The sequence below is a fragment of the Pseudochrobactrum mosebachae genome, from assembly GCF_048914685.1.
GTDB lineage: Bacteria > Pseudomonadota > Alphaproteobacteria > Rhizobiales > Rhizobiaceae > Pseudochrobactrum.
The window spans coordinates 1,335,077-1,349,943 of record NZ_CP128408.1; the positions used below are offsets into that span (position 1 = coordinate 1,335,077).

12 protein-coding genes and 1 tRNA gene are annotated in these 14,867 nt (G+C 49.5%); 4 read left to right on the forward strand and 9 right to left on the reverse strand.

The annotated features are described in order from the left end of the window. Window positions 1-40: 40 nt before the first annotated feature. Window positions 41-1,570: a phosphomannomutase/phosphoglucomutase gene (locus MP213Fo_RS06115; RefSeq protein ID WP_421091037.1), complete on the reverse strand. Its 1,530-nt coding sequence runs from the start codon at window positions 1,568-1,570 to the stop codon at window positions 41-43. A 423-nt stretch (window positions 1,571-1,993) separates the two neighbouring features. Between MP213Fo_RS06115 and MP213Fo_RS06120 the strand changes: the two genes are divergently transcribed. Both MP213Fo_RS06120 and MP213Fo_RS06125 read left to right on the forward strand, forming a co-directional pair. Then, window positions 1,994-2,070 (forward strand) — tRNA-Pro (locus MP213Fo_RS06120). Window positions 2,071-2,403: 333 nt separating this feature from the next. Beyond that, window positions 2,404-2,982, forward strand: a complete 579-nt coding sequence (locus MP213Fo_RS06125; protein ID WP_421090749.1) for a transglycosylase SLT domain-containing protein — start codon at window positions 2,404-2,406, stop codon at window positions 2,980-2,982. 9 nt (window positions 2,983-2,991) lie between these two features. Here MP213Fo_RS06125 and cysQ read toward each other — a convergent pair whose 3' ends face one another. From cysQ to cysD, 3 genes are all read right to left on the reverse strand, one after another. Beyond that, window positions 2,992-3,801 carry a 3'(2'),5'-bisphosphate nucleotidase CysQ gene (cysQ, locus tag MP213Fo_RS06130; protein WP_421090750.1) on the reverse strand — a complete coding sequence of 270 codons (810 nt, stop codon included), beginning with the start codon at window positions 3,799-3,801 and terminating at the stop codon, window positions 2,992-2,994. Window positions 3,802-3,980: 179 nt separating this feature from the next. Next, window positions 3,981-5,918 (reverse strand): sulfate adenylyltransferase subunit CysN, encoded by a 1,938-nt coding sequence (gene cysN / locus MP213Fo_RS06135; protein WP_421091038.1) that lies wholly within the window; start codon window positions 5,916-5,918, stop codon window positions 3,981-3,983. An 89-nt stretch (window positions 5,919-6,007) separates the two neighbouring features. After that, window positions 6,008-6,988: a sulfate adenylyltransferase subunit CysD gene (gene cysD, locus MP213Fo_RS06140; protein WP_421090751.1), complete on the reverse strand. Its 981-nt coding sequence runs from the start codon at window positions 6,986-6,988 to the stop codon at window positions 6,008-6,010. A 349-nt stretch (window positions 6,989-7,337) separates the two neighbouring features. Here cysD and MP213Fo_RS06145 point away from each other — a divergent pair, with 349 nt between their 5' ends. Beyond that, entirely contained in the window at window positions 7,338-8,447 is a 1,110-nt protein-coding gene (locus MP213Fo_RS06145) for an NAD(P)/FAD-dependent oxidoreductase (RefSeq protein WP_421090752.1), read from the forward strand. 95 nt (window positions 8,448-8,542) lie between these two features. Here the strand turns inward: MP213Fo_RS06145 and MP213Fo_RS06150 are convergent, their stop codons facing one another. Further along, window positions 8,543-8,752, reverse strand: a complete 210-nt coding sequence (locus MP213Fo_RS06150; protein WP_421090753.1) for a hypothetical protein — start codon at window positions 8,750-8,752, stop codon at window positions 8,543-8,545. Window positions 8,753-8,958: 206 nt separating this feature from the next. Continuing rightward, window positions 8,959-12,714 carry a methionine synthase gene (gene metH, locus MP213Fo_RS06155; RefSeq protein ID WP_421090754.1) on the reverse strand — a complete coding sequence of 1,252 codons (3,756 nt, stop codon included), beginning with the start codon at window positions 12,712-12,714 and terminating at the stop codon, window positions 8,959-8,961. Between the two features lie 336 nt (window positions 12,715-13,050). Here metH and MP213Fo_RS06160 point away from each other — a divergent pair, with 336 nt between their 5' ends. Further along, window positions 13,051-13,530, forward strand: coding sequence for a BA14K family protein (locus MP213Fo_RS06160; RefSeq protein ID WP_421090755.1), 480 nt, complete (start codon window positions 13,051-13,053; stop codon window positions 13,528-13,530). Window positions 13,531-13,596: 66 nt separating this feature from the next. On the opposite strand, the gene MP213Fo_RS06165 is transcribed toward MP213Fo_RS06160, so the two are convergent. From MP213Fo_RS06165 to MP213Fo_RS06175, 3 genes are all read right to left on the reverse strand, one after another. Further along, a complete protein-coding gene (locus MP213Fo_RS06165) occupies window positions 13,597-13,842 on the reverse strand; it encodes a hypothetical protein (RefSeq protein WP_421090756.1) in 246 nt (81 codons plus the stop codon). 202 nt (window positions 13,843-14,044) lie between these two features. After that, on the reverse strand, window positions 14,045-14,341 hold the full coding sequence (locus MP213Fo_RS06170) for a Dabb family protein (protein WP_421090757.1): 297 nt from the start codon (window positions 14,339-14,341) through the stop codon (window positions 14,045-14,047). Window positions 14,342-14,504: 163 nt separating this feature from the next. After that, window positions 14,505-14,852, reverse strand: a complete 348-nt coding sequence (locus MP213Fo_RS06175; RefSeq protein WP_421090758.1) for a 2Fe-2S iron-sulfur cluster-binding protein — start codon at window positions 14,850-14,852, stop codon at window positions 14,505-14,507. Window positions 14,853-14,867: the final 15 nt, after the last annotated feature.

The window sequence follows — 14,867 nt, forward strand, 5'->3', positions numbered from 1 at the left end:
CGCTAAGCTATTAACAATATTTAACTATTTGAGAAATTTATTACGATAGATACTCAATATGTTCAGGCAGTTTACCTGCCTCAAACTTTTGCAAAACCTCGTTGAGTGCTGCCAGCATTGCATTAAGCTGATCTGAGGAAACCGGACTTTCTGCGACCACCACCAGTTCCGGCTTATTAGAGGAGGCGCGGATTAGCCCCCATGTGCCATCCGCCACCGTAATCCGCACACCGTTAATCGTCAGAAGATCAATCACAGCCTGACCTGCAAACATGCCTCCCGCTTGCACCAAAGCTGAAAGACAGGCTTCGATCTGCCGGATGATGATATATTTGGCGCTGTCACAACTCTTTAAACCGAGTGTTGGCGTGGCAAAAGTTTTTGGTAATTGCCGGTGCAGTTCAGCCATAGATAATGTGGAATGACTTGCCAGCATTTTACAAACGGCAATTGCCGTTGCCAGCCCGTCATCATAACCCAGCCCTAAAGGCGGCGCTAAAAACACATGACCCGACTTTTCAAAACCCGCTAAACCACCACTCTCGCCCAAGCGGCGTTTGATATAAGAATGACCGGTTTTCCAATATTCAACCGTTGCTCCATTGGCCTTCAATACCGCATCATTGCCGAACAATCCGGTTGATTTGACATCCACCACAAAATGCGACCGAGGATAGCTTTGAGAAAACTCCCGTGCCAATAACAGGCCGATCCGGTCTGAAAATATAACCGAGCCTTCATTATCAACAATGCCGCAGCGATCGCCATCACCATCAAAACCGAGCGCCAGATCAGCTTGAGTTTTCAAAACCGCAGCAACCATCGCCCGTTGCATTGGCGCTGCCTCCGGATCGGGATTATACTTCGGAAATGTCCAGTCAGGCGTGCAGTCGAGCTCAATAACCTCACAACCGATCTCACGCAAAATCTGTGGCGCAAACATCCCCGCCGTACCATTGCCGCAAGCAACCACCACTTTCAAACGTCGCTTTAATAGATGATTGCGGGTTAAAGCCTCAGCATAGCGTGCAGCCATAGTATCAACAAACTGATAGCTACCGCCGGATGCGGGTTGCGCACGGTTCTCAAGCACAATGGCGCGCAGTTCTGCCATGTCATTGATCCCAAAAGTATAGGGTCGCTCGCAGCCAATTTTTACACCGGTCCAGCCATTTTCATTATGCGAAGCCGTAACCATAGCAACCGAGCGCACATTAAGTGCAAATTGCGCGAAATAGGCGATCGGTGATAATGCCAGACCGATATCGTAAATCTGCGCACCGCCGGAGAGCAACCCTGCGATCAGAGCGGATTTTACCTCTTGGGAATAGCACCGCAAATCATGGCCAACCACGATTGAGCGATCAATCCCGCGCAATCGCACCATATGCGCCAATGCCAAGCCCAGAGCCTGCATGCCAGCTAAATTAATCTCACAAGGTTGATCGCAGCCCTCAAAACCATACCACCAGCGTGCATCATACTCGCGAAAGCCATGCGACTTTATAAGCGGCACCATTTCATCAGTGATAAAACGATCCGGAGAATTCAATATTTTTGAAAATTCCATCAAATTCAATTGCATACCCTCTCTGAAAAAGAATCAAAGCACATGCATGACCGGAGCGAATATCATTTCGCACAGGTGTAAATTTTATAAAAACTACTTTTTACTGATATTTTCAGCATAGAGCCGAATAATAAATTTTGCCAAGCGATATTTTCTGAAAATCGCTGATATTCAGTAGATTTTTATCTGATAGTTTACAAACTAAATAATTGATAATATTGAATAATTTATAATTTTATAATCAATATAGTTATCACCATCTATCCTCAAACCCGTCCGTAAGCTGTTAAAAATCACTGCTTAAGCCACTGATTTTGTCATGTTTTCACGCAATAATTCTTCCAATAAACAGTTGTTTTGATTTTTTTGCATAATTCGCTTGCAGGCAGCAAAATGCCTCGCTATAAGCCGCATCACGGTCAACGGAGCGTAGCGCAGCCTGGTAGCGCACCTGATTTGGGATCAGGGGGTCGGAGGTTCGAATCCTCTCGCTCCGACCATCACCACCGTTACATAGTGCGTTGGTTTTTCATAATAAGATTAAGTATGTTACGTTGGATAACTTAGTTATCTGGCGCTATTTTGCGTTTAAAACCCACAATCTGCGGCGCTATATATGACGCCCATATTTACTACAGGTTAACCACACCGCTAAACATTGCCGGTAGAAACCAGTTTTCATCACAATTTGCAGATGTTTTGCACGCTATGATTTTCATCCCATAGCGCGTTACGTTCAAACTCGACCGTGACACATGCTTTGGTGCTGTGCCGTTTTCGGATAATTTACCCGAATGCGAATAATTTATATTTCGTCTGAGAGACCGTCCGCCATGAAAAAAATCTTTCTTATTCTTGCTGTTTTTCTGGCTGGTTGTGCCTCTGCACCCAAATCTATTAACAATGCCTGTGCCGTGTTTGACCAACGAGACGGCTGGGTGACGAACTGGCACAAAGACGCCAAAAAGGCCGAACGCGATTTTGGCGTACCGGTGCCTATTTTGATGGCAACAATCTATACTGAATCAAGCTTCCAGCCTTACGCACGGCCACCGCGTACCAAATTACTCGGCTTTATCCCTTGGAAGCGTCAATCCTCTGCCTATGGCTATTCACAGGCCCTTGACGGCACATGGTCACGCTATATGCGTGAAACACGCAGACCCGGCGCAAGCCGCACAAATTTCGGCGACGCCATTCACTTTATTGCCTGGTACCATAAGCAAAGCAATATCAGCAACGGCATCTCCCTCAACGATCCGTATAATCTGTATCTCGCTTATTATTCAGGTCATGGCGGTTATGCCAAAGGCAGCTGGCGCGGCAATGCCATGGTGCAGCGCGCCGCGCGTAAAGCCACCACCATATCACAGCGCTATGCAGCCCAATTGCGCCAATGCGGCCGCGGTTAAGGCCTGCTGTTATCTGGCGCCATAGGCTATAAAATAGGGATTGGCAAAGTCGCAATCATCGACACGGTTGCGCTTGCCATAGGTAAGCGGCTTACCGTCAATCGTCTCAGTGGAACCGCCTGCAGCACGCAGCACTGCATCACCTGCCGCTGTATCCCATTCCATGGTACGGCTGAAGCGGGGATAGACATCAGCCTGCCCCGCAGCCAGCAAACAAAACTTCAAAGATGATCCGACTGTGAGGCAAGAGCTGATATTTTGCGTAAGCAGATAGTCATCAGTTTCAGGACTGTTATGGGAGCGGCTGGCAACCGCTGTTTTTTGTTCCCCGCAAGCCCGCACACGCAAAACCACCTCATCTGTCAGCCTATCCTGCTGCACATGATATTGCTGTGCACCTGCCGGTGAGCCACAATAAAGCTTGCCGCTCGCCGGTGCATAAACCACACCCGCAACCGGCACGCCGTGTTCTATCAAAGCAATATTGACGGTAAAATCACCGTTCCGCAGCACAAATTCTTTGGTGCCATCAAGCGGATCAACCAGAAAAAACCGTGTATCTATAGCTAAAGGCCCATTGCCTGCGGCCATTTCCTCTTCAGCCACCACCGGTACCTCCGGCAGAAATGCGCGTAAATGCCGGAGAATAACGCGCTCAGCAGCATGGTCAGCCTCACTGACCGGCGATGCATCTGCTTTCATGGTGATCTCACAGCCATTTTCATAAAACTGCATGATCAGATGGCCAGCCTCAAGCGCTGCCCGCTGCATCACTGCCATTAAATCCGCATTGGCAAGAGATGCCATGTCGCTTTTCATTGCACTGTTCCCCATAGTCCAGTCGATATATACAGTATCAAAGCAATGAAAAGGAACATTGAGCTTAAAATATTCTCTAGAGCGTTTTCATTTTTCCTTGAAGCAGGAAAACCGCTCTATCTGTTTGTTTAAACGCAGTTTCGGACGGAAAACCGGTTCCCACTTTTCCTGAAATTGCTCTAAATCGATCCGCCCTCATCAACAAAAGTTTGAATGATACCCCGCTGATTGAGATATTTTTCTACCTGTTCTGCCAGTGCCTGCGCATTATGATGTCGCCCTTGCAAATGGAGTTCTGCAACCTCCGGTCGTTCATAAGGCGCATCAATACCGGTAAACTCTTTGATCTCGCCGGCACGGGCTTTAGCATAAAGCCCTTTGGCATCTCTGGCCTCGCAAATCTCCAGCGGCGTATCAACAAAAACCTCGATAAAATCATAATCACCGGCAAGGCTGCGTGCCAAAGCACGATCTTGTGCCAGTGGTGCTATAACCGACACTAAAACGATCAGGCCTGCATCCAGCATCAGCTTTGACACCTCGGCCACACGGCGAATATTTTCATGGCGGTCTTGTGCGTTAAACCCGAGATCGCTGTTTAATCCGTGGCGCAGATTATCGCCATCAAGGATAAATGTGTGTTTACCAGCATTGTGCAGCTTCTGCTCCAGCAAGGTGGCAAGCGTTGATTTTCCGGACCCCGACAGCCCTGTGAGCCATAGCATGGCAGGCTTTTGATGTTTGAGCGCGGCGCGTTCACTTGCGCTGATGCTCAATGCTTGCGGATGAATATGCGAGGATTTGCGCAATGCATGATCAATCAGCCCAGCTGCCACAGTGGCATTGGTCTGACGGTCAATCAGAATGAATGAACCGGTTGCACGATTATGCATATAGGCATCAAACGCCAGCGGCACAGAGCTTTGCAGCAAGACCTGTCCGATCTGGTTGATGTGTAATTGCTCCGCTGGCAGCATCAACTGTTCCGTCAGTTTTGCGCCGGAGTTTTCAATATCAATCCTGTAATTGATAGTACTGATGGTGACGCTCACCTGATCTGTCTGGCTCCGCAGCCAATATTGCCGCCCCGCCTGCAAAGGCTCCTCACCGAACCAAACCAGCTTGCTCACAATCCGGTCACTCACTTGCGGGCGGCTATGCGGATGCGCCAGCATATCCCCCCGGGAAATATCGCACTCATCGTCCAGCACCAGCGTAACCGCCTGTCCGGTGCGTGCAATATCCAGCTCACCATCTGCGGTTATAATATGCCGGATTGTTGAGGTGATACCGGAGCGTGACACCACCACAGGATCGCCGGTACGGATATGGCCTGAAGCTATTGTACCGGCAAATCCGCGAAAATCCGCATGGGGTCTGCTGACATATTGCACCGGAAAACGAAATACCTCAGACGTACCGTAATCACGCTCATTATCATAGTCAGTCTCAGGTGCCACCGTCTCCAGCCAATCCAATAAAGACGGGCCTTTATACCAGGGCATTTTGGGTGAAACAGTACTGATATTATCGCCGGAACGGGCAGAGACCGGAATTGCCTCAATGGTCTTAAAATTAAACTCTCCGGCAAATTGCTGATAATCCTGCACAATCTGCTGAAACTTTGCCTCATCATAATCGATCAGATCGATCTTGTTAACCGCCAGAACAATATGGCGGATACCTAGCAGCGAAGCGATATAGCTATGACGGCGCGTCTGCTCCAACAAGCCTTTACGCGCATCAACCAACACAATAGCCAGCTCCGCTGTGGAGGCACCGGTCACCATATTACGGGTATATTGCAGATGTCCGGGTGTATCAGCCACGATAAAACGCCGCTTCGGCGTCGAAAAAAACCGATAAGCCACATCAATGGTTATACCCTGCTCACGCTCGGCCTCTAAACCGTCAACCAGCAAAGCAAAGTCGATATCGTCTCCCGCAGTGCCATGGCTGCGGCTATCCTGATGCAACCGTGCGATCTGATCTTCAAACAAGGTTTTGGCATCATAAAGCAAGCGCCCGATCAAGGTGGATTTACCATCATCAACCGAGCCGCAGGTTAGAAACCGCAGCAGCGATTTCTTTTCCTGTAAACGAATATAAGCGGTCATTGTTGATTCAGCAAAATTTACCTCACCACGTCTAGGATCATTTTTACGGGAATTATCTGTCAACCCTGCATAGACAATCGTGTTGCTCATCAGAAATATCCTTCCCGCTTTTTCTTCTCCATGGATCCCGCCTCATCACTGTCAATCAGACGGCCTTGCCGTTCAGACGTGCGTGACAGCAGCATTTCTTCCAGAATCTGCGGCAATGTTACCGCCTGCGATTCAATCGCTGCCGTGAGCGGGTAACAACCAAGCGTGCGAAAGCGCACCATACGGGTTTCAATTTCCTCACCATCCTGTAATTTTAACCGCTCGTCATCGACCATGATGAGCATGCCGTCGCGCTCAACCACCGGTCGGGGAGCGGCAAAATAAAGCGGCACAATCGGAATATTTTCCTGATAAATATAATGCCAGATATCAGCTTCCGTCCAATTCGACAACGGAAACACCCGTATAGATTCACCTTTGGCGATGCGGGTATTATAAATATTCCACATTTCAGGACGCTGATTTTTAGGATCCCAGCTGTGATAGGCATTGCGGAAAGAAAATACCCGCTCCTTAGCGCGCGCCTTTTCTTCATCGCGCCGTGCGCCGCCAAAAGCCGCATCAAATCCGTACTTATCCAGAGCCTGCCTCAAGCCCTGGGTTTTCATCACATCCGTATGAACATTTGAACCGTGAACAAACGGATTAATACCAGCTTCCACGCCCTGCTTGTTAATATGTACCAGCAAATCAATTTTATTGGCTTTGGCCTGTGCATCACGAAAAGCGATCATTTCTTTAAACTTCCATGTCGTATCGACATGCAAAAACGGAAATGGCGGCGGCGCCGGATAAAAAGCCTTACGTGCCAGATGCAACATAACGGATGAATCTTTGCCGACCGAATAGAGCATCACAGGCTTGCTAAAACCAGCCGCAACCTCGCGAAAAATATGAATAGCCTCCGCTTCAAGCCTTTGCAGATGAGTAAGCGGCGTAAGGCGCTTTTCACGATCCAAAAAATCAGAAATGTCAGGAGACAGCGGCACAAGATCCGCAAGGTGCATGGCTAGACTCATACTGTATTCCGATCGTTTGGCTCTGCTTTATCGATTGATGTGCGCTTAGGATGGCGCAAAAATCAAAGCCGGCAAAAGGATGATATCTTGAAGTTGGGCAGCCAATGTCATTTTCATTGCGTATGATAGCCGAACCGTGGAATTCAGTTCTTCAGCAAGAAAAATCGCTCTATTACCATGGCTGCATCACGATCATGTCTGCTCCGGCAATATGCGCTCCGCTCAGCTTAACTTGCGATTAAAACCAGCATGACCATATCGGCTTTGCCTTTTTATCCGGTGTTTAATCTTGCGTGCCAATAAGTAGTTAGCCTAATCTACGCCTATCAATAACAGGGAAAACCGGTCTATGGAAAAGACAGCATGTGTGATTGCCGGTGCCGGCGTTGTCGGCTTAGCGCTTGCCCGCAAAATGGCCATGCGCGGTCTGGAGGTTCTGGTTCTGGAAGCCGAACCTATGATTGGCACGCAAACATCATCACGCAATTCCGAAGTCATCCACGCCGGTATTTATTACGAACAACAGAGTTTGAAAGCCCGCTTATGCATGGAAGGCAAACATCGGCTCTATGATTATGCACAGGCACAGGGCATACCGTATCAACGCTGCGGCAAGCTGATTGTTGCCACCTCTCCGGCGCAGCACACAGCGCTGGATAATATTATGGCGCATGCTGTGAACTGCGGGGTCACCGATCTGCAACGGCTGACAGCGGCAGAGGCGCAACAGCTGGAACCAGCTGTACACTGCACGGCGGCTCTCTTCTCACCTTCAACCGGCATTATTGACAGTCATGCATTGATGCTAAGCTTACAGGGTGATGCTGAAAATCATGGTGCGGCGATTGCATTTAATACCGAGATCATCGGTGTTGAACCGACCCATGGCGGTTTCATCATCACCACGCGTGATGGCGAAAGCGGCGAGAAATTCTCGCTCACCGCTGAGCGCTTTATCAATGCGGCAGGGTTAGGTGCACAGGCAATTGCTGCAACCATTCATGGTTTGGCAGCAGAACATGTGCCGCCACTGCACTTGGCAAAAGGGAGTTATTTTTCTGCTATTGGTAAAAATCCGTTCTCGCACCTGATTTATCCCGTGCCGGTTGATGGTGGCTTGGGTGTGCATTTGACTCTCGATTTAAACGGACAGATGCGCTTTGGCCCTGATGTGGAATGGATCGATGAGGTTGATTATGCCGTAGATCCGCAGCGCGGCAGCGATTTTTATGCGGCTATACGCAGCTATTGGCCTGATTTACCGGATGGAAGTTTACAGGCCAGCTATAGCGGCATCCGGCCCAAACTCGGCGGCAAGGGCAGCAAAGCTGCCGATTTCAAAATTTCAGGCGCGCAAGAACATGGCATTGCCGGACTGGTCAATCTATTTGGCATTGAAAGTCCGGGCCTGACATCCAGCCTTGCTCTGGCTGCCTATGTCAGTGCCAGCCTCAAATAATAAAAGGCATAAATACCAGCTGGTATTTATGCCTTTCGTTTCAAAATATTTTAATGGTAACCGGCTGGGAAATCCGGTTTAATTATTGATTGAGATTATTTTTTAACCTGTTTTACCGGTGCTTTTTTCACAGTTTGTTTAGCACCCTTGTGAAGTGTAGCAGCTGATGTCGTTTTATGGGCAGAGACCTTATTGACAGCTGGCTGATGCGCCTGAACAGCGGAACCATTCTGAACCGGAGCAGCCTGAGCGGCTACCGGAGCGATCATGCCAAGAGCAGCAATTGCAAGAATAAAGCGTTTCATAATGAGTGACCTTTGAAGCTGCAGATACCGGCATCCTGTTGAAACTACTCAACAATGTCAATGCCGATATATCTGGTGCAATCCCTTGACCGCACCAGATTAATATTGCGCAGTTAATCTGAACAGCAGATGAACAACTTATATAAACGCCTGCAATAAATTGCGGGTTACTGTGTTTTTTTTCGGTTACACCGATCAATATTTTATTAATTCACGGGGATGTAATTCAAAATCGGCCCCAACCAGCGCTCCACATCCTGCACCGGCATATTTTTGCGTTTCCCATAATCTTCCACCTGATCACGCTCCACTTTGGCAACGCCAAAATAATAACTGTCAGGATGCGAAAGATAGAGCCCTGATACCGAGGAACCGGGCCACATCGCGTAGCTTTCTGTCAAGATCACGCCGGTGTTTTCTGTGGCATTGAGCAAGCGGAACAATGTGGTTTTTTCCGTATGATCAGGTTGTGCCGGATAACCCGGTGCGGGACGAATACCTGCATAAGGCTCACCGGCAAGCTGATCCGGCGTAAAACTTTCATCAGCACCATAGCCCCAGAATTCTTTACGTACCCGCTCATGCATCGCCTCGGCAAAGGCTTCCGCAAAACGATCTGCCAGCGCTTTCACAAGGATAGACGAGTAATCATCATTGGCGCGCTCAAAGCGCTCGGCAATTGCCACTTCTTCAATACCGGCAGTCACCACAAAGCCACCGATATAATCGGCTTTACCGCTCTCAAACGGCGCTACAAAATCTGACAGCGCCACATTCGGACGGCCATCACGCTTGGAAAGCTGCTGGCGCAAAGTGAAGAAAGTTTCAGACTGCTCTTTACGGGTATCATCTTTATAAAGCTGAATATCATCACCGACCACATTAGCCGGCCAGAAACCGATCACAGCGCGCGGTGCAAACCACTTTTCTTCGATGATCTTTTTCAGCATTGCCTGCGCATCCGCAAAAAGCTGGCGGGCGGCAGCGCCCTGCTTTTCATCATCCAGAATAGCCGGATACCGGCCCTTTAATTCCCAAGTCTGAAAAAACGGTGTCCAGTCGATATATTGTGCCAGTTCTTCCAGATCATAGGTTTCAAATGTTTTGGTACCGAGGAAATTCGGCTTGGGTGGCGTATAGTTTTCCCAGTCCAGTTTTTGTGCATTTTCACGGGCACGAGCCAGCGGCAGGCGCTTTTTCTCGGCTTCACTGCGTTCATGAGCGGCCGTTACCTTGGCATATTCAGCACGGGTGTTTGCAATATATTCGTCTTTTTGCTCCGGTGACAGCAATTGCGACACCACACCCACAGCACGTGAGGCATCAAGCACATAGACCGTCTGCCCGCGCTGATATTTCGGATGAATCTTAACCGCCGTATGTACACGGCTGGTGGTCGCGCCACCAATCAGCAATGGCAGGTCAAAGCCTTCACGCTCCATCTCAGCCGCCACATGCACCATCTCATCCAATGAAGGAGTGATAAGCCCGGACAGGCCGATAATATCCACTTTTTCATCCCGCGCGACCTGCAAAATCTTTGCCGCCGGAACCATCACGCCAAGATCAATAATTTCATAATTATTACAGGCCAGCACAACACCAACAATATTCTTGCCGATATCATGCACATCGCCCTTAACCGTGGCCATGAGAATTTTGCCTGCACTCTGGCGCTCCTCGCCACCGTTCAGGCGTTTTTCTTCTTCCATATAAGGCAGCAGAACCGCCACAGCCTGTTTCATCACGCGGGCAGATTTCACCACCTGCGGCAAGAACATTTTGCCCGAACCAAACAGATCACCGACCACATTCATACCGGCCATCAGCGGGCCTTCAATCACATGTAACGGTCGCTCTGCACTTTGGCGCGCCTCTTCGGTATCCGCCTCAATAAACTCGGTAATTCCATTGACCAGCGCATGGGTAATGCGCTCTTCCACTGAGCGCTCACGCCATCTCAGGTCTTTTTCTTTGGCTTCCTTACCTGCCGCGCCACGATAGCGCTCGGCAATGTCAAGCAAACGCTCGGTCGCATCATCACGACGGTTCAGCACCACATCTTCGCAGGCCTCACGCAATTCCGGATCAATTGCATCATAAACCGCCAGCTGTCCTGCATTGACGATGCCCATATCCATGCCAACCTGAATGGCATGATAAAGAAACACCGCATGCATCGCCTCACGTACCGGCTCGTTACCCCGGAATGAGAAGGAAAGATTGGAAACGCCACCCGAAATATGCACATGTGGCAGAGTTTCAATGATCTCTTTCGTGGCCTCAATAAAATCATTGCCGTAATTATTGTGTTCTTCAATACCTGTCGCAACGGCGAACACATTGGGATCAAAAATAATATCTTCCGGCGGGAAGCCAACCTGCTCGGTGAGGATTTTATAGGCTCGGGTACAAATTTCAACCTTGCGCTCTTTGGTGTCGGCCTGCCCTACCTCATCAAACGCCATCACCACCACCGCAGCACCATAAGCGCGCACAAGTTTAGCGTGATGGATGAAGGCCTCTTCGCCCTCTTTCATCGAGATCGAGTTTACCAGCGGCTTGCCTTGCACGCATTTCAGACCGGCCTCAATAACATCCCATTTGGAGCTGTCGATCATCACCGGAACGCGGGCAATATCCGGCTCGGCAGCGACAAGGTTGAGATATTCAACCATGACTTTTTGTGAATCGATCAGACCTTCATCCATATTGATGTCGATAATCTGCGCACCATTACTGACCTGATCGCGCGCCACATCGAGCGCAGTCGAATAATCGCCCGCAGTAATCAGTTTACGAAACTTGGCAGAACCGGTCACATTGGTACGCTCGCCAATATTTACAAACGGAATATCCTTGGTGAGTGTAAACGGCTCTAGGCCGGACAGTCGCATCTGCGGTGCCAGCTTCACCGGTTGGCGTGGTGGATATTTGCCCGTGGCTTCGGCAATCGCCGTAATATGCTCAGGCGTAGAGCCACAGCAACCACCAACCACATTCACCAGACCTTCGCGGGCAAAATCTTCCATCTGCGCGGCCATCACATCGGGTGTTTCATCGTAACGGCCAAATTCGTTTGGCAGTCCGGCATTGGGATAAGCACAGGTGAATGTATCAGCTACACCTGAAATTTCAGCCAGATGCGCGCGCATAGCATTGGCACCCAATGCGCAGTTCAAACCAATGGTGAATGGCTTGGCGTGGCGCAATGAATACCAAAACGCCGTCGGGGTCTGCCCCGACAATGTACGACCTGACAGATCCGTAATCGTACCGGAGATCATTAATGGCAGACGCACGCCTTTTTCAATAAAGACCTGTTCACAGGCAAAAATCGCCGCTTTCGCGTTCAGCGTATCAAAGATGGTTTCAATCAGAATGATATCTGAGCCGCCATCAATCAGACCATGAAGCTGCTCGGCATAGGCAATGCGCAGATCATCAAAACTAACCGCCCGATAGCCCGGATTATTCACATCCGGCGACAATGATGCTGTGCGGTTTGTCGGTCCCAAGGCACCGGCAACAAAGCGGCGGCGGCCATCTTTTTGCTGCGCCCGTAAGGCGGCGCGACGTGCCAGACGTGCACCATCACGGTTCAGATCATAAACAGCAGCCTCCATGCTGTAATCAGCCTGCGCAATGGAAGTTGAGGAGAATGTATTGGTTTCGAGAATATCAGCACCGGCAATCGCATAATCATAATGGATTTTTTCAATCGCCTGCGGCTGCGTCAGTGTTAAAAGATCATTATTGCCCTGCAAATGGCAATCGCAACCGGCGAATCTTGTCCCGCGAAAATGCTCTTCATGAAAGCCCAACCCCTGAATCTGCGTACCCATCGCGCCATCCAGAATCAGAATGCGTTCCCGTGCGGCTTTTTGCAAAGCGCTCAGCACTTCAGACCCATCCGGTTTGACAGTGACGGGGCCAAAAAGATCATCCAGTGACGTGCTCATGCGATATCCTGTTCATTCTCAAAACTGCATCGACTTGATGACATAAACATATCTTTATGTCAAACAGCTCAACAGTAATCTTACATGCTACATCCATGGATAGTCTTCGCACCATGATCAAGTGAGGCTACATCGCCACATAAAACGTGTATGCAGACCGCAAAATTTGTCTTGGTTTTTCTGCGCTGGGCAAGGCCAGTCATGCAGCGTTCATGTTGGAACCAATAATGTTGGCTGACAGCGTGCTGAAACGCGCTCACCTGTTTAATTGAGCCCAGCTGTTTAGCTAAGCCCGGTTGTTTAACTGAGCCCGACTGTTTAACTGAGGAAGCAGAGATGTATAAACTGATCTCTTATTTTACCGCGGCTGCCACCGCACTAACCATTGGGCTGATGTCTGCGGGCACAGTACAAGCTCAGCCTGTTGCCGCAGCGCATGGCGCAGTGTTGCTGGATATGACCACGGCAAAGCAGGCACTTAGCCAGAATGTGCAATATTATCCTGAGCGCCGCTATGACCGCCCCCGTTATGACCCGCGCTACGAACAACGCCACAGGCCGCGCCATTGGAACGGTCCACGCCCGTATCAGGGCTGGGGCCATAGCCGCCCTCAATACCGGCCACACTACCGGCCCTATTACCAGCCGCAATTCCGGCCTGCTCCGCCGCGCCCCTATCGCGAGCGCAGCTATCGTTCCGGCGGCAGCTCGCATGTGAACTGGTGCTATAACCGTTACCGGTCATACCGCGCATCAGATAATACATTCCAGCCGAATTACGGCCCGCGCCGTTTGTGTTACTCACCTTTTATCTAATTCCAAAACCAAAAAAGCCGCCTCAGTGAGGCGGCTTTTTTTGAAAATCGATTGATTAAAAGCGTATCAGGTAACATAGGCACCGATTGAAGCGGCAACCAGACCAATAGCCACAGCGATCAAACCGCCATAGATACGGGGTTTATCAAGCAGTACCGCAAAGGCCGAAAACCACGCAACAACTGCCGCACCAAGCGCAAACAAAAATCCGGCCTTGTCATAAACCACCAGATTAACAGTCATCAGGGCACCAATAATCAGTGCGCCGAAAACGATCATCATGCCCATGGCATATTTTTCATAATCGTCCATATGCATTTCCTATTTACCGGCTCAATACGCCGCGTGTTGAGCATTCTTATGATTATGCAGCACAGACACGCCGCACAAAACGCCGCTCAGGGCTGATTTAAGATTATCTTCAAGCCAGACAATCACTATTTTCTTAAATCTTCAACCACTGATCAAAACAGCCAGCACCAATATCGGTGTTTTTCAGGGGATATCAACGCAATTATTCGCCGATAGTTGATGTGAAATCAGCTGAATAGCGGAACTCGCGCAGCGGGCGCACGGCCTGTGTGGTAGCGTCATATGTCGGATGCGCTTTAAATGCTGCCAAGGCGGCCTCATCGCGGAACTCGCCATAAACCACCAGATCAATACGATCGCACATCGGGTCAACCTTGCTGTTACGCACAACTTCGAAACATTCGGAATGCGGAATGGTCGCCAAAGCCCGTAAACGCTGACACACATCCTCTACGTCCTGATCTTCTTTGACGCTGAAAAATACAATATGCCGGATCACGATTTTTTCCTAACAATCAGTTTGCATGAAGAGAGGCTTATAATGCCTGATTTCCTGAAATTGCTATCTATCACAGGGCTGACAGAAAAGTCATCTTCAAAACAAAGTGGTGAGGGAAATTGCATTTCAAATATAGAGGCGCTCGCGTCTCATAAAGAAGCGTTCAGGCCGCCTCGCGGTCAGCCTCGGTGCCAGGCGCCAATCTGACCTCAAGACCATTCAGATCTGCCGTCATAATAATCTGACAGGACAATCGCGAATTGTCTTCCACATGAAATGTCTCATCAAGCTGATCAAGCTCTTCATCCTGTGGCTCATAGAGCTTGTGTGCCCATTCCGGAGCCACATAGACATGGCAAGTGCCGCAAGCGCAGGCGCCACCACATTCAGCCTTAATATTCAGCCCCCAGTCACGGATAATTTCCATAACCCGAAAGCCCTCAAGAGCCTCAAGCGTATGACGCTCACCTTTTTGGTCAATCACATGAATAAGGAGTGTATCAGAGCTCAAAACATTGCCTTTTGA